Annotated in this window: 28 protein-coding genes; 7 read left to right on the top strand and 21 right to left on the bottom strand. The window is 38.6% G+C overall.

Annotated elements, in window-relative coordinates:
• Position 1: 1 nt before the first annotated feature.
• The 8 genes from BGM26_RS05045 to BGM26_RS05010 all read right to left on the bottom strand — a co-directional run bounded on the left by BGM26_RS05045 (position 2) and on the right by BGM26_RS05010 (position 8,143).
• On the bottom strand, positions 2-424 hold the full coding sequence (locus BGM26_RS05045) for a PadR family transcriptional regulator (RefSeq protein ID WP_217038626.1): 423 nt from the start codon (positions 422-424) through the stop codon (positions 2-4).
• Entirely contained in the window at positions 424-963 is a 540-nt protein-coding gene (locus tag BGM26_RS05040) for a sigma-70 family RNA polymerase sigma factor (protein WP_217038625.1), read from the bottom strand. The genes BGM26_RS05045 and BGM26_RS05040 overlap by 1 nt, the downstream gene beginning before the upstream one ends.
• A gap of 378 nt (positions 964-1,341) precedes the next feature.
• Entirely contained in the window at positions 1,342-2,304 is a 963-nt protein-coding gene (locus BGM26_RS05035; RefSeq protein ID WP_217038624.1) for a branched-chain amino acid transaminase, read from the bottom strand.
• Complete coding sequence (locus BGM26_RS05030; protein ID WP_217038623.1) at positions 2,305-2,766, bottom strand: cupin domain-containing protein; 462 nt, start codon at positions 2,764-2,766, stop codon at positions 2,305-2,307. It abuts the gene before it with no gap.
• Between the two features lie 413 nt (positions 2,767-3,179).
• On the bottom strand, positions 3,180-4,160 hold the full coding sequence (locus BGM26_RS05025; protein WP_217038622.1) for an NADPH:quinone reductase: 981 nt from the start codon (positions 4,158-4,160) through the stop codon (positions 3,180-3,182).
• A 471-nt stretch (positions 4,161-4,631) separates the two neighbouring features.
• The gene (gene nadE / locus BGM26_RS05020; protein WP_217038621.1) at positions 4,632-5,456 is read right to left on the bottom strand and encodes an ammonia-dependent NAD(+) synthetase; all 825 of its coding nucleotides are present in this window, start codon (positions 5,454-5,456) and stop codon (positions 4,632-4,634) included.
• Between the two features lie 53 nt (positions 5,457-5,509).
• Complete coding sequence (locus BGM26_RS05015) at positions 5,510-6,991, bottom strand: nicotinate phosphoribosyltransferase (RefSeq protein ID WP_217038620.1); 1,482 nt, start codon at positions 6,989-6,991, stop codon at positions 5,510-5,512.
• A 258-nt stretch (positions 6,992-7,249) separates the two neighbouring features.
• Positions 7,250-8,143, bottom strand: a complete 894-nt coding sequence (locus BGM26_RS05010; protein WP_217038619.1) for a lysylphosphatidylglycerol synthase domain-containing protein — start codon at positions 8,141-8,143, stop codon at positions 7,250-7,252.
• 295 nt (positions 8,144-8,438) lie between these two features.
• Here BGM26_RS05010 and BGM26_RS05005 point away from each other — a divergent pair, with 295 nt between their 5' ends.
• Positions 8,439-8,804: a hypothetical protein gene (locus BGM26_RS05005; protein WP_217038618.1), complete on the top strand. Its 366-nt coding sequence runs from the start codon at positions 8,439-8,441 to the stop codon at positions 8,802-8,804.
• A 24-nt stretch (positions 8,805-8,828) separates the two neighbouring features.
• Entirely contained in the window at positions 8,829-9,614 is a 786-nt protein-coding gene (yidC, locus tag BGM26_RS05000) for a membrane protein insertase YidC (protein WP_217038617.1), read from the top strand.
• A gap of 42 nt (positions 9,615-9,656) precedes the next feature.
• On the opposite strand, the gene crcB (BGM26_RS04995) is transcribed toward yidC, so the two are convergent.
• A complete protein-coding gene (crcB, locus tag BGM26_RS04995; RefSeq protein ID WP_217038616.1) occupies positions 9,657-10,013 on the bottom strand; it encodes a fluoride efflux transporter CrcB in 357 nt (118 codons plus the stop codon).
• Positions 10,010-10,390, bottom strand: coding sequence for a fluoride efflux transporter CrcB (crcB, locus tag BGM26_RS04990; RefSeq protein WP_217038615.1), 381 nt, complete (start codon positions 10,388-10,390; stop codon positions 10,010-10,012). Before crcB (BGM26_RS04990) ends, crcB (BGM26_RS04995) begins: the two co-directional genes overlap by 4 nt.
• A 148-nt stretch (positions 10,391-10,538) precedes the next feature.
• On the opposite strand from crcB (BGM26_RS04990), the gene BGM26_RS04985 reads away from it, so the two are divergent.
• A complete protein-coding gene (locus BGM26_RS04985) occupies positions 10,539-11,222 on the top strand; it encodes a YhcN/YlaJ family sporulation lipoprotein (protein ID WP_217038614.1) in 684 nt (227 codons plus the stop codon).
• Positions 11,223-11,392: 170 nt separating this feature from the next.
• On the opposite strand, the gene BGM26_RS04980 is transcribed toward BGM26_RS04985, so the two are convergent.
• Both BGM26_RS04980 and BGM26_RS04975 read right to left on the bottom strand, forming a co-directional pair.
• Positions 11,393-11,596 carry a DUF6501 family protein gene (locus BGM26_RS04980; RefSeq protein WP_217038613.1) on the bottom strand — a complete coding sequence of 68 codons (204 nt, stop codon included), beginning with the start codon at positions 11,594-11,596 and terminating at the stop codon, positions 11,393-11,395.
• Positions 11,597-12,034: 438 nt separating this feature from the next.
• Complete coding sequence (locus BGM26_RS04975) at positions 12,035-13,687, bottom strand: AMP-binding protein (protein WP_217038612.1); 1,653 nt, start codon at positions 13,685-13,687, stop codon at positions 12,035-12,037.
• A gap of 281 nt (positions 13,688-13,968) precedes the next feature.
• Between BGM26_RS04975 and sda the strand changes: the two genes are divergently transcribed.
• Positions 13,969-14,100: a sporulation histidine kinase inhibitor Sda gene (gene sda, locus BGM26_RS04970; RefSeq protein ID WP_217038611.1), complete on the top strand. Its 132-nt coding sequence runs from the start codon at positions 13,969-13,971 to the stop codon at positions 14,098-14,100.
• A gap of 256 nt (positions 14,101-14,356) precedes the next feature.
• The gene (locus tag BGM26_RS04965) at positions 14,357-14,536 is read left to right on the top strand and encodes an H-type small acid-soluble spore protein (protein WP_217038610.1); all 180 of its coding nucleotides are present in this window, start codon (positions 14,357-14,359) and stop codon (positions 14,534-14,536) included.
• Between the two features lie 162 nt (positions 14,537-14,698).
• Here the strand turns inward: BGM26_RS04965 and BGM26_RS04960 are convergent, their stop codons facing one another.
• The 8 genes from BGM26_RS04960 to acnA form a co-directional block, all read right to left on the bottom strand.
• Positions 14,699-15,031, bottom strand: a complete 333-nt coding sequence (locus BGM26_RS04960; protein ID WP_217038609.1) for a DUF3889 domain-containing protein — start codon at positions 15,029-15,031, stop codon at positions 14,699-14,701.
• Positions 15,032-15,178, bottom strand: a complete 147-nt coding sequence (locus BGM26_RS04955) for a hypothetical protein (protein ID WP_217038608.1) — start codon at positions 15,176-15,178, stop codon at positions 15,032-15,034.
• Positions 15,179-15,461: 283 nt separating this feature from the next.
• Positions 15,462-15,713 (bottom strand): small acid-soluble spore protein Tlp, encoded by a 252-nt coding sequence (gene tlp, locus BGM26_RS04950; RefSeq protein WP_217038607.1) that lies wholly within the window; start codon positions 15,711-15,713, stop codon positions 15,462-15,464.
• A gap of 178 nt (positions 15,714-15,891) precedes the next feature.
• Positions 15,892-16,035 carry an acid-soluble spore protein N gene (locus BGM26_RS04945; RefSeq protein WP_217038606.1) on the bottom strand — a complete coding sequence of 48 codons (144 nt, stop codon included), beginning with the start codon at positions 16,033-16,035 and terminating at the stop codon, positions 15,892-15,894.
• A 74-nt stretch (positions 16,036-16,109) separates the two neighbouring features.
• A complete protein-coding gene (locus BGM26_RS04940; protein WP_217038605.1) occupies positions 16,110-16,241 on the bottom strand; it encodes an FbpB family small basic protein in 132 nt (43 codons plus the stop codon).
• Positions 16,242-16,439: 198 nt separating this feature from the next.
• Complete coding sequence (locus tag BGM26_RS04935) at positions 16,440-16,952, bottom strand: peroxiredoxin family protein (RefSeq protein ID WP_217038604.1); 513 nt, start codon at positions 16,950-16,952, stop codon at positions 16,440-16,442.
• A 40-nt stretch (positions 16,953-16,992) separates the two neighbouring features.
• The gene (locus tag BGM26_RS04930; protein ID WP_217038603.1) at positions 16,993-17,409 is read right to left on the bottom strand and encodes a prolipoprotein diacylglyceryl transferase; all 417 of its coding nucleotides are present in this window, start codon (positions 17,407-17,409) and stop codon (positions 16,993-16,995) included.
• Between the two features lie 241 nt (positions 17,410-17,650).
• Positions 17,651-20,359 carry an aconitate hydratase AcnA gene (gene acnA, locus BGM26_RS04925; protein WP_217038602.1) on the bottom strand — a complete coding sequence of 903 codons (2,709 nt, stop codon included), beginning with the start codon at positions 20,357-20,359 and terminating at the stop codon, positions 17,651-17,653.
• A 521-nt stretch (positions 20,360-20,880) separates the two neighbouring features.
• Here acnA and sspO point away from each other — a divergent pair.
• Positions 20,881-21,030, top strand: a complete 150-nt coding sequence (gene sspO, locus BGM26_RS04920) for a small acid-soluble spore protein O (protein ID WP_217038601.1) — start codon at positions 20,881-20,883, stop codon at positions 21,028-21,030.
• An 80-nt stretch (positions 21,031-21,110) separates the two neighbouring features.
• Here sspO and BGM26_RS04915 read toward each other — a convergent pair whose 3' ends face one another.
• Positions 21,111-21,371, bottom strand: coding sequence for a hypothetical protein (locus BGM26_RS04915; protein ID WP_217038600.1), 261 nt, complete (start codon positions 21,369-21,371; stop codon positions 21,111-21,113).
• Between the two features lie 109 nt (positions 21,372-21,480).
• On the opposite strand from BGM26_RS04915, the gene BGM26_RS04910 reads away from it, so the two are divergent.
• Complete coding sequence (locus tag BGM26_RS04910; RefSeq protein WP_217038599.1) at positions 21,481-21,624, top strand: small acid-soluble spore protein P; 144 nt, start codon at positions 21,481-21,483, stop codon at positions 21,622-21,624.
• Positions 21,625-21,649 lie beyond the last annotated feature (25 nt).

Genomic DNA, 21,649 nt, shown 5'->3' with positions numbered 1-21,649 from the left:
TTCAAGCACTTCCTTCCGGCGAATCAATCATTATCGTTTTTAAAATGTCAGAAGATCGTTCCGACTTCGCCAGCAACTTTTTTCCTTTATCGGTTATAAAATAATATTTTTGCTTTTGATCATTGCTAAATTCCCATTGTGAATCGATAAGTCCTTCCTGTTCGAGTTTGTGGAGCTGAGCATATAACAACCCCTCATTTTTAAGAAAGGCTTTTACACCCCTCGCAATAAGAAACTTTGCAATTTCAAAACCTGTTTTTTTCGAATTCAAAACGGTTAATATATCATTGACTGAGCTACTTTGCAGATCACCGTGTCTTTTTGTTTGTCGCTTAATTTCAGCACGATGTTTTTCAGTGAATGGCAGCTCATTAAAAACAGTTGATTTCATTGCCTTTTTAAGATTTTTTAAACGCTGATCCATTATAATTTCCCCTCCAATTCTTTCTTTAGGAGATCTTTTGCCCTTTTTATCCTTGTTTTTACGGTGTTTTGATTAACCCCCGTCAGCGTTTCAATTTCCCGAATTGAAAACTCTTCAAAAAAATGAAAATAAATAACCTCTCGATATTTAACAGGCAAATTTAAGACCGCTTTTGAAAGAAGTTCTTCCTCACTTTTTTGGATCACTTCTTTTTCAACAGCTTCTTTTCTCGTCTTCGATTCGCCTGCTAATTTGTCTGAAATGAGTACTTTCCGGTAATTCCAGCTTTTCAAATAATCTTTGCAATGATTGATAGTGATTCTCCAGAGCCATGTTCTTAATGAGGACTGTTGCTTGAATGTATGTAAACGCTCATAGATTTTCACAAACACTTCCTGTGTTAATTCCTCAGCTATTGCATAATTTTTCACATAGGAATAAACAAGCTGAAGCAGCTCCTGGCCGTATTGGTCCATCATCTCATTTAAAATCTCTTCCTTTTCATGGACAGAAAATCCTTCAGCAATTAAGTTTTCCAATAACGCTTCACCCCTAAAAAAACCTTTTCAAAGCTTATAGACGATCCCGACATGGTTCTGGTTTGGATTTTCAATAACTATTTTAATATACTCGATTTCATTTATATAACAGAAAAAGTATTTCACAAAACCATTATAGTAAGTTCTCCCCTAGCACAAGCTCGGAGTATATAAGTGGGAGGCATTGGGACTTGAGTACCCTTTTAAAAAAATCGAGCCACCAAGCAAGAAAAAGTAGAGCTAGCCTACCGATTACTAGATAGAAATTAATCTAGAAGTTCAAAAGAAACTAACAAAAATAGACACTGTTCCCAATTAGGAAACAGTGTATTAGATTACCTCTTTTCTAAAAAGATTATTGTTTCAGTCCTTCCTAGATTATTTATAAACCGGCGTTAACCAATCGAGGTAACGCTCATCTAAACCGCGTACCGCCTTATAATAAACACCCTGTAATTTTTCGGTAATTGGACCAACCTTCCCATTGCCTATTGTCCGGCGATCAATTGAAGAAACTGAAGCAACTTGGACACCCGTTCCTGCTAAAAACATTTCATCAGCCACATACAATTCCGTCCTATCGATTGGGCGTACCTCATAAGGAATGCCCAAATCGTCTGCAACCTGTAAAACAGCATGGCGAGTGATCCCTTCTAAAATATCAGCTGTAACCGGTGTTGTGATAACCGTATGATCTCTAACGATGAATAAGTTTGACGAACTTGCTTCGGATACTTGTCCATCTGAAGAGAGCATGATGGCTTCGTCATAACCGTCAGCTGTTGCGGCGTCGTTTGCAAGTGCTGGATTAATATACGCGCCAGCAACCTTAGCACGCGACGGGATCATGTTATCCGAAATCCGTTGCCAGTTCGAGACGACTAGCTTTAGATCTTGTGTCTTCACATAATCACCCATTGGAACAGTGAAGATAGCAAGCTCATCACGTAACCCGCTAAGCGTCACTTTAATAACCCTAGACCCTTTAAAGGCAATTGGGCGGATATAAACATTTCCCTTATATTCATTTTTTTTGAGAACCTTCACTGTCCAGTCAACAAGCTCCTCCGCAGTATACGGACATTCAATTCGAAGAATATGGCAAGACCTAATTAATCTTTGAAAGTGCTCTAAGGCTTTAAGAATATACAACTGATTATTATCTGGATTCCAATAAGCTCTAATCCCTTCAAAGCAACCCGTGCCGTAATTAAGCGCGTGTGTTGATATATTGACATTAGCGTCATCAAGAGGCATTAAATCGCCTTTAAAAAAACAATATCCTCCGGAAATTTCCTCTTTTGGTGATGGCCCTTTTGCGGCGCTCTCTTGCGACGTCATTTATTTTTCCTCCTGGACTTCTGTTTCCAAGTTTTTAAGGGCCTCACCCATCATCTCTTTATAACCCGTCCTTGGCGGAGAAAAAATATCAAGAGCAATGCATCCTTTATCATAAGTCACAGCACCGTGTGGAACATTAGGAGGAACGATGTAAACATCACCTTTTCGGATCATTTTCTTTACACCATTCAACTCAAATTCGTATTCTCCCTCAATCATTGTCCCAATTTGTTCCTCTGGATGAGAGTGAACAGGGGCAACACTGTTTGGCTCCATATATACGAAACTAAGCTGAATCTTATCGCCAAAAACCGGTTTAAGTCCAAGACCTTCAACAACCTTGAGCAAAGGAATATCCTCGATATTTAAGTGTTGCGGTTGAAAATCCCCTTTTACTTCGATAACATTTTCAGAAGGCGCGAAGTAGCCACCTGTGCCAATCCCCTTTTTATTTTCACTCATAATACTCTCTCCTTTTAATATAAGACTGTTTTCTCATCTATTGTTGTTTTTAGCCTACAACGTTTGCCCGTTGATTTCCGCTACGGGCACTTGCTTTCCGCGGGGAGGGACGGGAGCCTCCTCGGCGTTACCGCCTGTGGGGTCTCCCGTTCCCTCTATCTCCCGCTGGATACTGAATTTACATCCTTGAATCTGCCCACGCACGAAGGAAAAGCGATAGCATTTTCGAGGAGTCAAGTGCCCTCCGCTCCAATCAACTCAGATTATTAGATGAAAATCACATTATATAAGCAACGAACTTTACGAAAATAGCCTAATATAATTATCAGAAATCGTCTAATCTGTGTGTTTTACTAGATTCAATTTGTCGGAAACAAGGTTTTAGCTAAAAGCAAGAAAATAACCATTGGCCACTAGTCGATGTTTAGAACCATCTTTCCTTTTGCTTTTTTACTCAATATTTGAGCGTGTGCTTTTTCAGCATCACTAAGAGGCAGTTCATCTCCAACGTTTGGATGCAAAATTCCAGATTGCAAAAAAGCTGCAACACCATTTAAGCTCTCATTATATTCTTTTGGTGGTGCATTCCAAAGAGCCATGCCAAGGATATCCGATTCTTTTATCATCATTAATCTTGGATTGATTTCAATGCTGCCCCGGTTACCAACCACAACAATCCGTCCAAATGGGGCAATTATCTTCATATCATTCTCCAAATTATCATTGGCCAATAACTCGATAATAACGTCTGGTCCTTTACTATTTGTCAAAGAATATATCTTATCAAAGGAATCTTCCTTAATGTGGTCGAGTACATGGGTAGCTCCCGATGCTTTAACTAAAGATTTCCCCTCTTCTGTACTCGCTGTCCCGATAACTGTAGCTCCAATCCCACTCGCCATTTGAACTGCCAACAATCCAACGCCACCACTTGCACCATGGATTAAGACCGTCTCTCCTGCTCTAATCTTTGCTCTGTGAAAGAGGGCTCTATATGCAGCCAATGCCGGAATGCCGAGAGATGCTCCTTCCTGGTATGAAACTGATTCGGGTAATATATGCACAGCCTCTGCATCACAAACTACTTTTTGGGCATATGTTCCAGTGTTCTTCTTGGCAAGTAACGCAGCTACAAAAACTCTATCTCCAACCTTTAGGTGACTTACATCATCACCAACTGCATCCACAACCCCAGCCCCGTCAAAGCCTGGAGTAAACGGCAGCTCAGGAATAAAAAAAGAATATGTACCAGTACGGATGTATGCTTCATTCGGATTTACACCAGCAGCATACAGACGGACACGAACTTCATTTGCGACTGGAATAGGTTCTTCAATGTCCTTGTATTCTAGTACTTCTGGATCACCAAATCTAGACATTTGAATAGCTTTCATATTTCCTCCTTACACTGAAAGAATTGAGTTTATGAAAACCCAATCCTCCAATAAAGTTATTATTTATTATTCATAGCTGTTGCAAGGTACAACTGAGTTTATTCTGTTATCAGTATCCCTTTTATACTCTTCTTGTTCAAAATGTTCTTTCGAGCCGCAATACGGAACTACGGTTCGTATCCATATTGTTTTTAGTATATTACAAAAAAGAATTAATTTCAATATTCTATAAATATATACAATCCGCACTATTGGACGGTTCAGGGTTCAAGCAGAAAAACGTAACCGGCGCTATCGGCATTCGGCTTAACGTATGTCCGTTTGTACTTATCTTATCGCTGATATAATAAACAATCTATATTTGGGGTCCTACCCAACAAAACAATGCCCCTACATAAAAAAAACGCTTGGCATGTAACTTAGCCAAACGCTTTCTACTGGAATGCTATTTTTATTCAACGGAATGCCTTTTTATCTCCACCAGTCATCATGCATGGACGCGGGCATTCTTCTTTTATGTTCGGAGAGAAGATAGCGTTTTTCGATTTTTTCGGCTGCTTCTTGGCTCACTGTTTTGCCTTCGAGGTAATCATCGAGCTCGTCATAGGAGATACCTAGCTCTGTTTCATCTGCTTGCCCGGGTTTTTGATCGAGGAGGTCTGCGGTTGGAATTTTCAAATATAGTCTTTCATCTGCTGCTAATTCCATTAAAAGCGCTCTTCCCTGTCTTTTCGTTAATCCGGTTAAAGGCATGACATCTGCGCCCCCATCGCCGAATTTCGTATAAAAGCCTGTTATTGCTTCTGCCGCATGGTCCGTTCCAATAACTAACAAGCCTTTTTCTCCTCCGAAAGTATATTGTGCGATCATTCTCATTCTTGCCTTTACATTTCCCTTCTGATAATCACTTAATGGATTGCCTTGAACAATCGCATCGTATTCTTTTTGAACGTCATCGACTGCTGCTTTGATATTAAACAGATATTCACGATCTGCTTTGATAAATGATAGGGCAAGTAAAGCATCATCTTCATCCCCTTGGACACCGTATGGAAGACGCACCGCGACAAATAACGCCTCAGCATGCCCCTCATTCCGAAGCTCTTCCACTGCTAACTGGGCAAGCCGTCCGGCAAGTGTAGAATCCTGTCCGCCGCTAATTCCCAGTACATACCCTTTTGCTTTTGTTTTAATGAGATAATCCTTTAAAAAATCAATTCGTTTTCTGATTTCTGTTTTTGGATCTACATTTGGATTAACATATAATTTCTGCATGATTTCTTTCTGCAAAGTCATCTTTCTCCCCCCCGATAAATCTCTTTAAAAATGGTTCTTCAGCAGTGAGAATTTTACTGCTCGTTCTTGTGTGATAATGATTTCTCTACCTTTTCTTTTACTGTTTTAATATATTCCATTTTATTATCCCAGCATCGCTGGCTCAAGTCGACCGGATATTCTTCCGGATTTAGTGATCTCCTAGTTTCCTCCCAAAGGACATTCAAGTTTTCTTTCGCAAAATGTTGAATATCCATCAGGCTTGGCAACGTATAGACAAGCTCGCCATTCACAAAAATATCTTGATGCAGCTCTTTTGCTTCAAAATCGGTAATATATTTCGTTATATATGTATGTATCGGGTGAAACATTTTCAAGCTTTTTTCATTTTGCGGACTTTCCTCTTCTAATGCGATATAATCCCCTTCGGATTTTTGATTGCTTCGATTGATGATTCGGTAAACCTTTTTCAAACCTGGCGTCGTTACCTTTTCAGGGTTCCCGCTAATCTTGATCGTGTCAACCATCTTACCTGATTCGTCTTCGATTGAAACGAGCTTGTAAACGGCGCCAAGGGCTGCCTGGTCATAGGCTGTAATCAATTTTGTGCCAATGCCCCACACATCAATTTTTGCCCCTTGACCCTTTAAGTTCATGATCGTATATTCATCCAGGTCGTTTGATGCAACAATTTTTGCATTTGGAAAACCAGCCTCATCAAGCATTTTCCTCGCTTCTTTCGAAAGATAAGCAAGATCCCCGCTGTCTAATCGAATGCCAATAAAATTGATTTTGTCACCTAGCTCCTGCGCTACTTTAATGGCATTAGGCACACCTGACTTTAACGTATCATATGTATCAACAAGAAACACACAATCTTTATGTCTGCGGGCATATTTATGAAAGGCAATGTATTCATCTTTATATGCTTGAACGAGCGAATGCGCATGTGTTCCTGAAACCGGGATGCCGAATTTCTTGCCTGCCCGTACGTTTGAAGTCGCCTGAAAGCCCCCAATAATTGTCGCTCTTGCACCCCAGATAGCAGCATCCATTTCATGCGCCCTCCTCGAGCCGAATTCCATGGCTGTTGCATCCCCTATCACTTCTTTAATCCGCATCGCCTTCGTAGCGATCAATGTTTGATAATTAATGATATTTAATATCGCTGTTTCAACTAATTGTGCCTGTGCAAGCGGTGCTTCTATTCTCATAATCGGTTCGTTCCCGAAAACAAGCTCACCTTCTGCCATTGAACGAATCGTTCCTGTAAATGTTAAGGTATAAAGGTAATCAAGGAAATCTTCTTGATAACCGAGCTCGTCTCTCAAATAGGAAATATCACTTTCTGTAAAACGAAACTGCTGAATATACTCAATGACTCTTTCCAGGCCGGCAAAAATGGCATACCCATTCCCAAATGGGATTTTCCGGAAATACACTTCAAATACCGCATTCTTATCATGGATTCTATCTTCCCAGTATGTTTCAGCCATATTAATTTGGTAAAGATCTGTATGGAGAGTAAGACTATCATCTGCAAAATGTCTAACCAATTTTATACCTCCTACTTATTTTTCTTTTCGAAAAGTTATATTCGTAAACTTTGTTGATATTTAAATAAAAAGAGGTGTAGTTGATTTCCGCTCCAATCAACGTCATACAATTCCTATTTTTAAAAAACAATCATTTAGAAAACAGCCTTTCGATAAAACCCGCACCCATTTCGTCTATATAGTGTTCATTTTTCCCTCAATGATATTGATTAGTCATTAACGCTAGAAAATAAAGGGCTGTCCCATAATGGCAGCCCTTCATTTTTTCTGCGGTTTTCTTTTCACCCATAGTTGGTGCAGGACAAATGGCGTGCCAAGTATAACCGGAAAGATGTAATAGCTGAGACGGTAAAACATGATGATTAACAGGCTGAGTTCTGTTGGAATCCCGTGTGACTCCATCCCGATTAAAAAAACGAGATCAAACGAGCCAATCCCACCCGGGATCATGCTAACAATTCCCGCACATGCGGAAATGATCACTATTGGAAAAAGAATGTGCAGTGGCGCAGAGACCCCTAAAAAATTAGTTATTCCCCAAATACAAACAATCACAAAAAACCATTCGAAAATGGAGATGATCATCAGCTCAGCAATATAGCCCCGGTTTAGATACTGCAAATTCCAAAACGTTTTTCTAAAAAAGAAGACGGTAATTAATAATGGTGTGTAGGCGACAATCACCCAGACGGCCATTTTTATTAACTTTATATCTGAATAAACATGTAAATCGGAGAAAATAACTGGCCATGCTAACAGCGAAAGACCTGTTAAGTAAAATAAAGACAGTTTCGCGATAATCCGAATATACGGTACGCTATCTGGCAAATATCTCCGATAATAATAGGATCGTAATGTTGCTCCTGCCACTCCTCCGAACCCAACAAGATTGGAAAAGGCATTCGCAGACAATGAATAAAAAACAAGTTTTCTTTTCGGGATATGGATATGAAATATCCGCAATAGAATAACATCGTAAAAAAACATTGGAAATAGTGATATCAAACCCAGGATAAGAATCATAATGACTTTTTGAAAAGAAAGCCTGTCCAAGTATAAGTTAAGTAAATCCCAATTGAAATCTTTAAATAATCCCTTCGCCTCATAGCTCAGCAAGAATAATATTAAAACAGGAATCAATATTTTAGCCATCAAAAAAAACACTTTTCGCTTTTGGAAAGACAAGATACCCCACCGTTCAATCAGTTAATAAGTCCAAGTAATATTCTATAACTTCCTGATAGAGTGTACAATAACAAATGACTAAATTCCCGGGTCTTTTACTGATAAAATGTGTTCTTACACACTGATGGCTAGCTGACGGCCAACAAGTCACACAGACCTTGTGTTCTCCCTTAAATCTACCGTAATCTACTATATTCCGAAATAATCGTAATAAGAAGGAAACTTTTTTCACTTTTTTTCGTAATAAAAGAGAGGATCATGTTTGCCAGATTCGATTGCGAAGGAAGCCATTTTGAATTATAATTATTCTATTGACCTTAATTTCGAGGTGAAAAAGATGTTGGATTTTCTCATGGATATCTCGAATATTCCCGCTGAATATACCATTTATGGAACCTTTATGATCGGCTTAATCATTAAGTTTCTGTGGGTGTGGAATATTGAATATCATTTTATAGATTCTTTAAATGACCCGCATGAAGTTTCCAAAGCAAATATTCCTAAACAGCAAATAAAACACTATTTAGCAAGTAGCATTTTGCTTAACTGGATAACAAAATGTATTCGTAAAAAAGAAGGTCCCGGTGATGATCCGGAAGTTATAAGCTCCTTACTATTGACGTATTAAAAAACAATAGGAGGAGTTTGACAGATGAAAAACAAAAAAAATCTTATCATTTTTATGATGCTTACAATTGTTTCCCTGCTTTTGTCAGCATGCCAGACACAGACGGGGCAGAATAGCGGCTTTTTTCACAGCCTTTTTGTAGAACCATTTGCAGCTTCGATCCATACAGTTGCCACTTTTTTCCATGGTAACTTTGGAATTGCGATTATTTTAATCACACTAGCGATTAGGCTGCTTTTAATGCCTTTAATGCTAAAGCAATATAAAAACCAGCAGCAGATGAAAGGAAAAATGGATCTCTTTAAGCCAGAATTGGACGAGATTCAAGCGAAAATAAAAGCAACAAAGGATCAGAAGGAACAGCAAAAATTACAGCAAGAAATGTTTGGTCTCTACAAGAAACATGGAGTGAATCCACTTAACGTCGGCTGTTTGCCTATGCTGATTCAGATGCCCATTTTAATGGGATTTTACTATGCCATCAGAGGAAATGAAGAAATTGCTGCCCATACCTTTTTATGGTTTAATCTTGGTCATTCGGATATTTGGATAACAGCGGCGGCAGGGATCGTTTATTATCTACAATTTAAGGTTTCGCAATCGAACATCCCTCTGCAGCAGCAAAAGCAAATGAAATTCATGGGTCTCCTTTCACCTTTAATGATTGTTATGGTTTCCTTAAATGCCCCTGCTGCCCTTCCACTTTACTGGACAGTAGGCGGGATTTTCCTAACATTACAAACACTGCTAGGAAGAAAGCTATACCAATCGCCAAAAGTGGGAAAAACTGAAGAAGCACCAATTAATTAATTTCATTTGGAAATGAGCATGGCTTTTGCCGTGCTTATTTTTTTACATTCTCGCCAAAATCATTCCTAAAAAAGCCAGTGTAATTCCACCCGCATAGGTCAGAATGATATAACTAAAAGCAGACCGTTTTTCCTTTGCATCCACAAGTTGGATCGCCTCTAATTTAAACGTCGAAAATGTTGTAAAAGCCCCCATAAACCCGGTTCCCAAAAATAAAAACAAACTCCCTTTTCCATCCATACCTAATAGATATCCTAATAAAAAAGAACCTAATAAATTGACTGTCAAGGTTCCGATCGGTAATTTTATCCGTGATCTCCTTTTTATGTAATTAACTGTTATGTAACGAGCTATTGCACCTAAAAAACCGCCAATTCCGATTAGTAATATATTTATCATCCGTACTTTTTCTCCCTTTTCCACCGATACCCAATAAATGCTGCCGAGATCCCGCCTGCCATACTTAATAGTAAGTATAAAAAGGCACTAAAGAAAGCACCACTTTCGATTAAAGAAACGGTTTCTATGCTTAAAGTCGACAAAGTGGTAAAAGAACCGATCGCTCCCGTGCCAATGGCTAGTACGAGATTAGGGCTAAGGTTACCTTTTTGACTTACTCTGCATGTAAAAATGCCGAGCAGAAAGGCGCCGAGAATGTTTACGAAAAGTGTTCCGAAAGGGAATTGATTGCCCCACAGCTGAACTGATAAAACTGAGGTAAAATACCTAAGCAAGCTCCCCACTATACCGCCAACCCCGATAAAAACATACGTCAAATAATTTCCCCCCATGCTTTTTATTCTCTTTATTTTACCATTCTTTTGCTTTTATCAAACGCAAATTCCGGCAATTAAATCCAGTTGAATAATGAAGAAATAAAGAAGGAAATATAACATAGAACCACAAATAAAAAGGAGTGATTTGATGAAACGTCAAGCTTTAATCGCAGTAGCATTAACAGCTGTTATTCTTTCCGCATGTGGTGTCAATAGGCATGGTGTGAATGATACAGCACTCAGAAATCAGGACGGTGTAACAGGACCGACCCGCGTGAGCAATCCGATTACCGGGGATAATTTCCGGGATAACTATCGGGTTAATGACCGGGATAATTTCCGGGATAACTATCGGGTTAATGACCGAGTTAATTACCGGGATAACTATCGGGATAATTACAATTACAACACTGGCTACAATAATAATTACACTGGCAATATGACTGGTAATATGACTGGACCAGTTGGAACTGGATTTAATCCGTTAAATGCAACACCAAATATGTATGTAGCAGACCGTGTGGCACAAGCGGTTCTTGCGTTGCCAGAAATTGATCAAGCAAATGCGATCGTTTCAAATCGTAATGCCTTTGTTGCTGCTAAATTTATTCCTGGCACAAATGAATTAACGAGTACACTCGAAAGTAAAATCATAAATCAAGTAAAAATGGCTGATCCTGCCGTTATGAATGTATATGTGTCAGTTAGTCCCGATTTTTATGGTCGAATGAGTGGTTATGTAAATCGTATTCGAATGGGCCACCCAATTTCAGGTTTCTATAATGAATTCCATACGACAGCCCGCAGTGTTTTCCCTAACTATAGATGGTAAAATAAACAAAAAGGGGATCTAGCCAAAGGAAGGTTAGATCCTCTTAATATTTATGCAATAATCCATTCCTTTACATCCGGACACTCGTCTTTTAAAATGCAGAAATATACGGTGTCACGAACATGCCCACCTGATCTAATCCAGTCTTTAATGAGGCCCTATCATAAATCTTATGCGTCCTGAAAATAATCTTTATAAAAGCCTCCGATTTTTCCTGAATTATCGATAATAAAGTAAAACTCTTCTGTCTCATTTTTAACGTCGTATATATTCCCAACTGTTAAAGTTCTGTTAACTATGTATTTGGCCGCATCCGTGTGTATACATTTTACTTTTTTCAATGTCTCCTGTTTATTCCAGCTTTGATGAATCATTTGAGCCACTCCTTATTCTTTCTTATTTGTTTAGTATAAAGAATATAACCGGCTCGCTGCAACATGAATCTAATTATTTTTCCATTAATAATGATCAAATAAGACCGCGACTATTAGCGCGGTCTTATTTTTTGTGCGTTATTCCTTTTCATTTGTCACATTGGCATGGTGGAAGCATTCTAACAACGGGTAGGCTACAAAACCTATGCTTGGATTTATTGGCCATTTTTTGATAAGCGAAATATGGTTTTTGCCTTATTTCTTCTTGTTTCTGTTTTTGTAGCATTTCTAGAACATAAATTTGGTCAAACATTTCTATCTCTCCCATCTTTTCTCAACTTTAAATTCATTTTATCCCCAAACCGGATTACTCACATTCGTCGTATGAACGAGTTATAAATACGGCTTTAGTTTGAGAAAAGACGGAGAAAATACTTATTATTTGTTTGATGTTTCTTTTTCAAACGCTTCCATCGCCTGCTCGCGTAGGAGGAACTTTTGAATTTTCCCTGATGCGGTCATCGGGTAGGCATTCGTAAATTCGATATAACGAGGAATTTTATGACGTGAAATTTTTCCCTTGCAATATTCACGAATCTCTTCACTTGAAACAATCTCACCCTCTTTTAAGATGATCCATGCGACAACTTCTTCCCCATACACTGCATCCGGAACACCAACCACTTGAACATCAAGGATGCTAGGGTGGGAATAAAGGAATTCTTCAATTTCACGCGGATAAATATTTTCCCCACCTCGAATAATCATATCTTTTAAACGTCCGGTAATTTTACAATAGCCGTTTTCATTCATAACAGCTAAATCTCCCGTGTGAAGCCAGCCGTCAGCATCGATGGCTTCTTTCGTCGCTTCAAGATTCTTGTAGTAGCCTTTCATTACGTGATAACCTCTTGTGCATAACTCTCCTTGCACTCCCCTTGGCACTTCTCGATTTGTACCAGGTTCAACGATTTTAACTTCCACGTTTGGCAAAGCTTTGCCGACAGATTCGACGCGAAGTTCAATCGGATCATCCGTTCTTGTCTGGGTAATTACTGGGGAAGATTCCGTTTGACCATAGGCAATCGTAATTTCACTGGCCCCCATTTTTTCGATGACTGCCTTCATCACTTCTATTGGGCAATTGGAGCCCGCCATTATCCCGGTTCTTAATGATGATAAATCATATTTGCTGAAATCCGGATCGTTTAATTTGGCAATGAACATTGTTGGTACACCATGCAGGCCTGTACACTTCTCATCTTGCACCGTTTGCAGAACAGCCTTTGGACTGAATTCCTGTACTGGCACAATAGTCGCACCGACCGATACACATGCAAGAGTGCCAAGCACGCAGCCAAAACAATGAAAAAAGGGAACGGGAATACAAAGTCGATCTTCTTTTGTTAAACGCATACAATTAGCGATATTTAGTCCATTGTTGACAATATTATTATGCGTAAGCATGACACCTTTCGGAAAACCGGTCGTTCCAGAGGTGTATTGCATATTAATGACATCGTTAGGATCAAGATTATTCATCCGTTCATCAAGCTCTTTTTCGGAAACATCCTCCCCCATTGTTAAAATATCACTCCAGCTAAAGGTGCCTGGATAACGCTTATCGCTAAGCACAATCACATTTTTCAAAAAAGGCAGGCGTGCACTTTGCAGGTGGCCAGGTTCACTTGTCTTTAACTCTGGGGCGATTTCATATAGCATATCTATGTATGAAGCATCACGAAATTGATCCATTAAAATAATCGTAGTTGCATCTGATTGTTTTAATAAATATTCAAGCTCGGTTGTGCGATAATTCGTATTTACGGTAACAAGAATAGCCCCCATTTTTCCTGTAGCAAACTGGCTTGTTAGCCATTCGGGTGTGTTTGTCCCCCAAACAGCAATATGTTCCCCCTTTTCAAGACCAAGTTTCATCAGTCCCTTTGCCGTTTTTCGGCAATATTGATCAAATTGCTTGTACGTCATCCGCAATCCTCTATCAGCATAAACAACCGCTTCATGTTCAGGATGAAGTTGTGCTTTTTTCTCCAGAAGCTTACCGACTGTCATATGTAATAATTCTGTCATCGAATACCCCCTTTTATCCTCTCTCTCCATGTAATTGCATGTTTGTAAAAAAACGCTTACAATTTATGTTACCACATATAGCTGAATATTCAATATTTTCGAATATCCATATTTAAAAAAAGAGATATAGATTGCGTCACCCATTGTAAATAATTATTTTTCAGGTTCGAAAGTCCCTTTTTCGAATTTCTATGTTTTTTGGGTTTTCAAATTAGAACAAAACGTTTAAAATGGATTAATAGCAAGAATATTCAATCCATTCCCTTAGGAGGTTATGCAGAATGAAGATTATGAGTAATGAACAGTTAGTCGTCTCGTATCGTGATGCATTGAAGTCTGGTTCGGAAAAAGATTGGATTCGGATATTAAAAATGGAAATTAAAAAACGTGGGTTAAAAGCAATTAAGAAATAATTTTAAGTTGCAGAACGAGAGGCATTGCCACTCGTTCTTTTTAATGTAATCACATTCGTAAAAGATTATTATAGGCACTTATGGTGACCGCTTTTCTCTTTGCTGGAAGGTTACGGGCATCATGAACCTTATACTAGCGCTATATCCCATGTAAAATATCTTTAACGCTTACACAGTGGATAAATGGGCAATCCTCTCAGTTTCCGAATAAAATTCTTTAAATAAGCCAAATTATTATTCAAGGAGGAATGTACAATTGAATGTAGGCCGAGCAAAAGAAATAATGGATTCCGCTGATATGATTCAAGTTACTTTTGAGGGTAATGCAGTAATTATCCAACACGTTGACGAAAAAACGAAAATCGCTAGGATTTATTCAAAGACTGACCCTGAGAATGAAATGAGTGTTCCTATCCTTCAATTAATTGAAGAGTAATAAATTTAAATAAGGCTTCCCGTTGTGGGAAGTCCTTTAGTCATTTGGTTTACATAATATTATTATAATCACTCTGATGATGATGCCGACACCACTTCAAAAAGTGGGCATATTTAGGAGGTAGTGTCGACAAAATCTCGCCGCTAGTATTTTATATTCCGTCTAGTTAGAAGCTTTTTTAATGTTTATTTGAATAATAGCATCGTTTTTGGGGTTAAACTCAATTGTGATATATAATGCAAACTCCTTCTCGTTTTCCTTGAGCAAGAGTTTAAATTTTTCAATGGATGTATGATTTTTATTTTCTCTTCCGATATGGAGATAATCGACAATCGCAGCTGTTGGATACTTTTCTTTTGCTGTCTTCATTGCTAATTGCCCCCATTTTGCATAAGACAGTTCAGCTGGATCTGCATATGAGGGAATATGCTCTGGATATAGAAGACATAAAAGGAAAACAAGACTGATTATTGTTCGATTTAATTTCTCTTTCATTTACGTTACGTGCCCTTTGTGATTTGCCAATTCCGCTTTCATCCGTTCCTCCTCTTCTTCAACACAAATATAAGCAATTTGCTCCGCCATTAAATGATGCATCATATCTTTATCATCCTCACATATAATTACTTGTTGCTTGTTCATGTTTACAAATTCCTCCAATCTTACTTGGGCTATTATACAGAGGTTGCATCTAAACATATTGCGCTGAAAAATCTTTGATCCCGCTAGGTTTACGATTCTCTATGTTCATTTCTTTTTAGGATTTGTTAACTAGTTCATACTTATTCACCTCATATCATGTCATAATCTAAGATAATACTACCTTAACCGCTTTGGGACGTGGTCCTTTAGAATCTGCACCTAAAAGCTGGGCCATAAACAAAGTCCTGACCACAAATCGGTCAGGACTTTTCGAAATTTCAAGTTAATGAGTTTTATTTTCATTATATCCATTTTGTCGGGCTTGGCTTTCATCTTTTATTTCAGCACGCATTCCCTCAATACTTTCTTTTCGGCGTTCGTTTTTCGCCTCAATTCTTGCTCGTTCTTCCCCATTAGAAAAACTTAAAGTTTCTTCTGCTTTATTTATATTTTCAATTGTATTGTCGATCATTGTTTGCAGCTTTTCAACATTATCGCTACGATCATCTGGGTTCGGCTTATTGTTGTATGCCATTTTATTGTTCCTCCTTTAGATGTGACTGATGATACAAAATTAGTTTGTGAATTTCGCGAAAAATTATCAACGGAAAAGAGTGGTTGTTTTTAGTACTGAAAATGAGGTAATTCAGTATCATTTATTACGATCAATTAAAAAAACCGCCACATCGGGGGAATGATGCGGCGGGCAAAAATTATTCACCTTTTGTTTGAATAACTTGGGGGTTGGGGCTTGTTTGATCCTGCATTTTCTTTCCTTTATTGCCACCAAATGCACGTGACTGGGTTCCGATATGATCAGGTTTAAAATCATTTGGGCTTCTTTTCGGATTGCTCATAAAAAATCCCTCCTCAGTTAAAGTATGTACTTTTGAGGAGGGTTTTATTTACGTTTTATTTATAGTAATAAATGTTATTCTGCTTTATGAAGCCGCTTCTCTTCTAATCGTTCTTCGATTTTCTCCATTGCAGCTCGATCTTTTAAAATTTGACGTTTATTTTCTGAAACAAGTTCGGCGAATGAACGTTTTCGTGGTTTTCTCATTTGTTATTTCACCTTCCTTTAACCCTATAATAACATTTATTATGGACAATTATCGTTGTAATTATTACAACTTTTCGAAAATTTATTAACTTCCCTTTAATCATACACTTTTTAAAACAAATTGGTCCTTATTTTCTGAAGATTCATAAATTGTTCACAAATAAAAAAACACCAGCCTCAAAGCTGATGTCTTATTTTTTACATATTGTTCGTATATTTTTTCATAAGATCAACTGTCATAATACTTAAATGCTTGTTTCTGATGATTCCTTTTTCATCAATAAAGAAAGTGGTTGGAATCGTCAATATTTGATAAGTTTTGCTCACTTGGTCATTTTCATCTAGAAGGATTGGAAAATTCACACCCATTTTATCGGCAAATCCAGAAACATCATTTTTCGGGTCAATATTAACGGCCAAAATAGCGATTTTATCACCAGATTCCGTATAGAACTTTTGCATATCAGGCATTTCAGCCTTACAAGGCGGACACCAAGTCGCCCAGAAATTTAACATGACCTTTTTCCCTTTAAAATCTGAGAGTTTCACCGTTTCACCAGCCAGATTTTTCAATTCAAAATCGGGGGCTTTTAAACCGATTCCCAGTCCTGGAAGATTATTAGGCTTTGGCTCTTCTTTTTCCATTGCTTGGACAATAGCTACTGACATTAGTGCAATTAAAACCACTGCTGCAATTATCTTCTTGATCATGCTGCCCAACCCCTTTTCAATCTGTTACCCGTATTGTAACCTAGGTGAGGATAAAAAATAAGGTTCTCAACAGCCAGAAAGCAATAAAAAATGTGACAATCCCGTAAACAATCGGAGCGATCCATTGTTTCAACGGCCAGCTTCCCTTTTTATAATTCCATGACAAATAAATAAATGCAAGAAAAGCACCTAGAAAAGCTCCCTTTAAACCTCCTGCAAAATATAAAATAGCCTTTGGGTTTGTTAAAAATACAGTAGGATGAAATAAGACGTAACTAAACTTGAATGTTAATATAGCAATCATTACAGCGTTACCAATGATATTCATAAAAGTGACCTGAAATGAACGTTCAGCTTTTGTTGCCCATCTCAGGATGAAGTATGAAACAAGCGCCGCAACTAATAAGATAAACCACTCGTATTTAATAATAAAAGGTCCAAGTAAAAATGCTCCCATGGATTGCCTCCCGTTCTAGATTCAAATTCGCCTTGGCGTATTTGTGCCCAGATTTTTACCTTAGCTTGATCGATAAATTCTTTTAATAAATCTGAGGCATAACTTTATTCAGCCGAGGTTTGAACCCCCACTGAATTGGATAACTATTTGCATTCATCTCGCCACTTATAGAGATGGGAGACTTCTGCTAAATAAAGTTGAAAAACACCATGTGAATATTCACATGGTGTTTATTATATATTTAGTTCGCTAATTTCTCACGAAGAACCATTTGCAGGATTCCGCCGTGACGGTAGTAGTCAATTTCAACTTCTGAGTCGAAACGGACAAGTACTTCAAATGTTTTCTTGTTTCCAGCCTCGTCCGTTGCCGTTACTTGTACAAGGTCACGTGGTCTTACGTTTTCGTCGATTTGAACATCGATTGTTTCTTTACCTGTTAGGCCAAGTGTTTCAGCACTTTCGCCATCCTTGAATTGCAGAGGAAGAACGCCCATCAATACAAGGTTTGAGCGGTGAATACGCTCGTAGCTTTCGGCGATAACTGTTTTGATTCCTAGTAGGTTTGTCCCTTTTGCTGCCCAGTCACGGGAAGATCCCATTCCATAGTCTTTCCCTGCAAGGACAACAAGACCTGTTCCGTCTTCTTTGTACTTCATGCAAGCATCGTAAATGGATGTAACTTCGCCAGTTGGCCAGTAAGTTGTGAATCCGCCTTCTGTGCCAGGGGCAACTTGGTTACGGATACGGATGTTAGCGAAAGTTCCGCGCATCATCACTTCATGGTTTCCACGACGAGATCCATATGAGTTAAAGTCGCGAACTTCTACACCGTTTTCGCGCAGATATTTTCCAGCAGGTGTATCTTTTCCGATTGCACCAGCAGGAGAAATATGGTCAGTTGTTACAGAGTCACCGAACTTACCGACAACACGTAAACCATTTAATGGTTTTACTTCGTCTGGATCAGGCTTTAAGCCTTCGAAGAACGGTGGGTTTTGGATATATGTTGAAGTTTCGTCAAAAGAATAAAGCGGTTCATTGCTTGTTTGGATTTGATTCCAAAGCGCATTGTCACCAAATACATTATCGTATTCTTTACGGAACAATTCAGGTGTAACTGTTTGCTTTACCACATCGTTCACTTCAGCCGTTGTTGGCCAAATATCTTTAAAGAAGACGTCATTTCCGTCTTTATCCTTACCAATTGCTTCATTTTGAAGATCAATATCAACTGTTCCAGCAAGTGCATAAGCGACTACAAGCGGTGGTGAAGCTAAATAATTCGCTTTTACAAGCGGATGAATACGTCCTTCAAAGTTACGGTTACCTGAAAGAACAGATGTAACAAGAAGATCATTTTCTGCCACGGCTTTTTCGATTTCTTCTTTTAATGGACCGGAGTTACCGATACATGTTGTACATCCGTAGCCAACAAGGTTAAATCCAAGCTGCTCTAGGTACGGAAGAAGTCCGGAATCACGTAGATATCCTGTAACAACCTTAGAACCTGGAGCTAGCGATGTTTTTACAAATTTAGGTACTTCCATTCCTAGTTCAGCCGCTTTTTTCGCTACTAAACCAGCACCTACTAAAACATATGGGTTAGATGTGTTCGTACAGCTTGTAATCGCCGCAATTGCAACAGCACCCGTTTTCATTTTCGTTGAATCGCCATTATTAAAGTTAACTGTAATTTCTTTTTCGATTTCTTTCTCACCTAAACCAAAACCTTGGTTTCCTTGTGGAGCCGTAATCGCTTTGTTGAATTCCTTCTTCATCGCAGAAAGTGGAATTAAATCTTGCGGACGCTTCGGACCTGAAAGATTTGCTTCAATTTCAGCAAGATTGATTTCAACAACATTTGTATATACAGGCTCAAGAGTCGGATCAAAGAACAAGCCATTTTCTTTGCTATATGTTTCAACTACTTTAATTTGTTCTTCAGAACGGCCTGTTAGGCGCATATAATTTAAAGCCTCTTCATCAACCGGGAAGAATCCGCATGTTGCGCCATATTCAGGAGCCATATTCGCAATTGTTGCACGGTCAGCAAGTGGCAATGCTGGCACACCAGGACCATAGAACTCTACAAATTTGCCAACAACACCGTGAGCACGAAGTACTTGCGTTACTTTTAAAGCAAGGTCAGTAGCGGTAGCACCGTCTGGAAGTTCGCCAGTTAATTTAACCCCGACAACTTCAGGAACTGGGAAATATGAAGGCTGTCCAAGCATACCTGCTTCCGCTTCAATTCCACCTACTCCCCAGCCTAGAACACCGATTCCATTGATCATTGTTGTATGGGAATCTGTTCCAACTAATGTGTCAGGGAATGCTTCAAATTCTCCATTCTCATTTTCAAGTGCGTGAACTACATTTGCCAAGAACTCTAGGTTTACTTGGTGAACGATTCCTGTTGCAGGAGGAACGGCACGATAGTTATCGAATGCTTTTTGTGCCCAGCTAAGGAACTGGTAACGCTCTGCATTACGTTCAAATTCAAGCTCCATGTTCAATCCTAGCGCTTCGGCAGTACCGAATTTATCAACTTGTACAGAGTGGTCGATAACAAGATCTACCGGTTTTAGCGGATTGATTTTGTCTGGATCTCCACCCATATCTGCCATAGCTTTACGAAGAGAAGCCAAGTCAACGACTGCAGGTACACCTGTAAAGTCTTGAAGAATTACTCGTGATGGTTTAAAAGGTACGTCAACCTCTTTTACTTCATCTGTTCCCCATTTTGCTAAGTTTTCAACATGTTCTTTTTTAATTACACGACCGTCTAATTGACGTAGTACAGATTCCAATAATACTTTAATGGAGTAGGGCAATTTCGATACTTGACCTACGCCTGCTTCTTCTAAAGCACCTAAATGATAAAAGTTGTAACGTTTCCCGTCTAATTCAAATGACTTACGGGCATTAAATACATCATGATTTGCCATGGGAATATCCCCCTTATTAAATAATCAAGTTCTGAGATTTAGAGAATTGCAAAAAGATGGAATCTCCCTCAATCCTAACTATTCTCACAATTCTTATCTTAATACAACATTCTTTATAAGTAAATAACAAGAAAGTTATTGTTTCCGATAAGTTTATCTTATTAAATTTAGTTCCTTCCCTATTTAATATTAGGCAGTTTTCGTAAACTATGTTGCTATATAATCAAAATGTGGTCTAGTTGATTTCCGCTCCAGGTTGCTCGCTTTCCGCGGGGCGGGCGGTGAGCCTCCTCGTCGCTCTGCTCCTGTGGGGTCTCACCTGTCCCGCTTCTCCCGAAGGAGTCTCGCACCTTCCGCTCCAATCAACTTCATAAATAATCTACTTAATAACAGCAATTTATTTAGAAAATAGCCTTATATTATGTTGATAAAACTTTTTACTAGCGTTCATTTTACGAGCGTAGCATACATCTACATATTTTTACAAAATTTAAAGCAATATATTAATGGAGGTGATTTGGATGGCAAAAAGAAAAGCAAATCATGTGGTTGAAGGCATGAATGCGGCTAAAGGCCAAGGCATTGGGGCTGGGTATAACGAAGAATTTGCAAATGAACCGTTAACAGAGGCTCAAAAACAAAACAATAAAAAGCGGAAAAAAAATCAATAGCAAAATTGGAAGCGAAAGTTCAATCCTTTCGCTTCCAAATCATTTTCAAAATTGACCGCACCACTAAAGTATCTTCCATTTTATTCGTATTGGTTTACCTCGTGCACCATCGTGCTTAAATCGTGCTGGAATTTTTCCAATTGGATTCGCTGCGTTTCTGACGCCACTTCTAACGCGTTTTGAATTGACTCATAAGCTTCATTAACTTCTTGCTTCAAATGTTTGAGTTGGTGTCCGTAATTAGCAGAGTCTCTCACAATTTCAAAATATAATTCCTGTGCATCCTCCACTCCCTGCTGGGCAGCCTGGAATGCTTGCTGTTTGTTTTTATTATATGGCAAAATATCTCACCCCTAAGTCAATTTGTACAATTAAATTGCGCAGTCTTCTAAAAAAATATTCCGCATAAATTTTCAGTAACCCTCCATCCTATTGATAGGAGGGATGAACATGAATAAAAATGATGGAAAAGATATGCGAAAAAACGCACCTAAGGGAGATAATCCCGGCCAACCCGAACCGCTAAGTGGATCTAAAAAAGTGAAAAATCGTAACCATTCCAGGCAAAAGCATAATTCAAGTCATGATATGTAGTATAAAGAAACAGCTGTTGCTTCTT

The sequence above is a fragment of the Bacillus sp. FJAT-29790 genome (assembly GCF_019039215.1).
Taxonomy (GTDB): Bacteria; Bacillota; Bacilli; order Bacillales; family Cytobacillaceae; genus Cytobacillus.
This window is presented reverse-complemented; position numbering and strand designations above follow the sequence as displayed.

Excerpts from the sequence above, each read along its gene's own strand:
- BGM26_RS04940 (WP_217038605.1), bottom strand. The coding sequence starts at position 16,241 with ATGAGAAAACCACGAAAACGTTCATTCGCCGAACTTGTTTCAGAAAAT.
- BGM26_RS04960 (WP_217038609.1), bottom strand. The coding sequence starts at position 15,031 with ATGAAAGAGAAATTAAATCGAACAATAATCAGTCTTGTTTTCCTTTTA.
- BGM26_RS05030 (WP_217038623.1), bottom strand. The coding sequence starts at position 2,766 with ATGAGTGAAAATAAAAAGGGGATTGGCACAGGTGGCTACTTCGCGCCT.
- BGM26_RS05035 (WP_217038624.1), bottom strand. The coding sequence starts at position 2,304 with ATGACGTCGCAAGAGAGCGCCGCAAAAGGGCCATCACCAAAAGAGGAA.
- nadE (WP_217038621.1), bottom strand. The coding sequence starts at position 5,456 with ATGACTTTGCAGAAAGAAATCATGCAGAAATTATATGTTAATCCAAAT.
- BGM26_RS04935 (WP_217038604.1), bottom strand. The coding sequence starts at position 16,952 with ATGATCAAGAAGATAATTGCAGCAGTGGTTTTAATTGCACTAATGTCA.
- BGM26_RS05045 (WP_217038626.1), bottom strand. The coding sequence starts at position 424 with ATGGATCAGCGTTTAAAAAATCTTAAAAAGGCAATGAAATCAACTGTT.
- sspO (WP_217038601.1), top strand. The coding sequence starts at position 20,881 with ATGGCAAAAAGAAAAGCAAATCATGTGGTTGAAGGCATGAATGCGGCT.
- crcB (WP_217038616.1), bottom strand. The coding sequence starts at position 10,013 with ATGATAAATATATTACTAATCGGAATTGGCGGTTTTTTAGGTGCAATA.
- BGM26_RS04945 (WP_217038606.1), bottom strand. The coding sequence starts at position 16,035 with ATGAGCAATCCGAAAAGAAGCCCAAATGATTTTAAACCTGATCATATC.
- sda (WP_217038611.1), top strand. The coding sequence starts at position 13,969 with ATGAAGATTATGAGTAATGAACAGTTAGTCGTCTCGTATCGTGATGCA.
- BGM26_RS04910 (WP_217038599.1), top strand. The coding sequence starts at position 21,481 with ATGAATAAAAATGATGGAAAAGATATGCGAAAAAACGCACCTAAGGGA.
- BGM26_RS05010 (WP_217038619.1), bottom strand. The coding sequence starts at position 8,143 with ATGGCTAAAATATTGATTCCTGTTTTAATATTATTCTTGCTGAGCTAT.
- BGM26_RS04975 (WP_217038612.1), bottom strand. The coding sequence starts at position 13,687 with ATGACAGAATTATTACATATGACAGTCGGTAAGCTTCTGGAGAAAAAA.
- yidC (WP_217038617.1), top strand. The coding sequence starts at position 8,829 with ATGAAAAACAAAAAAAATCTTATCATTTTTATGATGCTTACAATTGTT.
- BGM26_RS04980 (WP_217038613.1), bottom strand. The coding sequence starts at position 11,596 with ATGATTCATCAAAGCTGGAATAAACAGGAGACATTGAAAAAAGTAAAA.
- acnA (WP_217038602.1), bottom strand. The coding sequence starts at position 20,359 with ATGGCAAATCATGATGTATTTAATGCCCGTAAGTCATTTGAATTAGAC.
- BGM26_RS04985 (WP_217038614.1), top strand. The coding sequence starts at position 10,539 with ATGAAACGTCAAGCTTTAATCGCAGTAGCATTAACAGCTGTTATTCTT.
- BGM26_RS05025 (WP_217038622.1), bottom strand. The coding sequence starts at position 4,160 with ATGAAAGCTATTCAAATGTCTAGATTTGGTGATCCAGAAGTACTAGAA.
- tlp (WP_217038607.1), bottom strand. The coding sequence starts at position 15,713 with ATGGCATACAACAATAAGCCGAACCCAGATGATCGTAGCGATAATGTT.
- BGM26_RS04930 (WP_217038603.1), bottom strand. The coding sequence starts at position 17,409 with ATGGGAGCATTTTTACTTGGACCTTTTATTATTAAATACGAGTGGTTT.
- BGM26_RS04955 (WP_217038608.1), bottom strand. The coding sequence starts at position 15,178 with ATGAACAAGCAACAAGTAATTATATGTGAGGATGATAAAGATATGATG.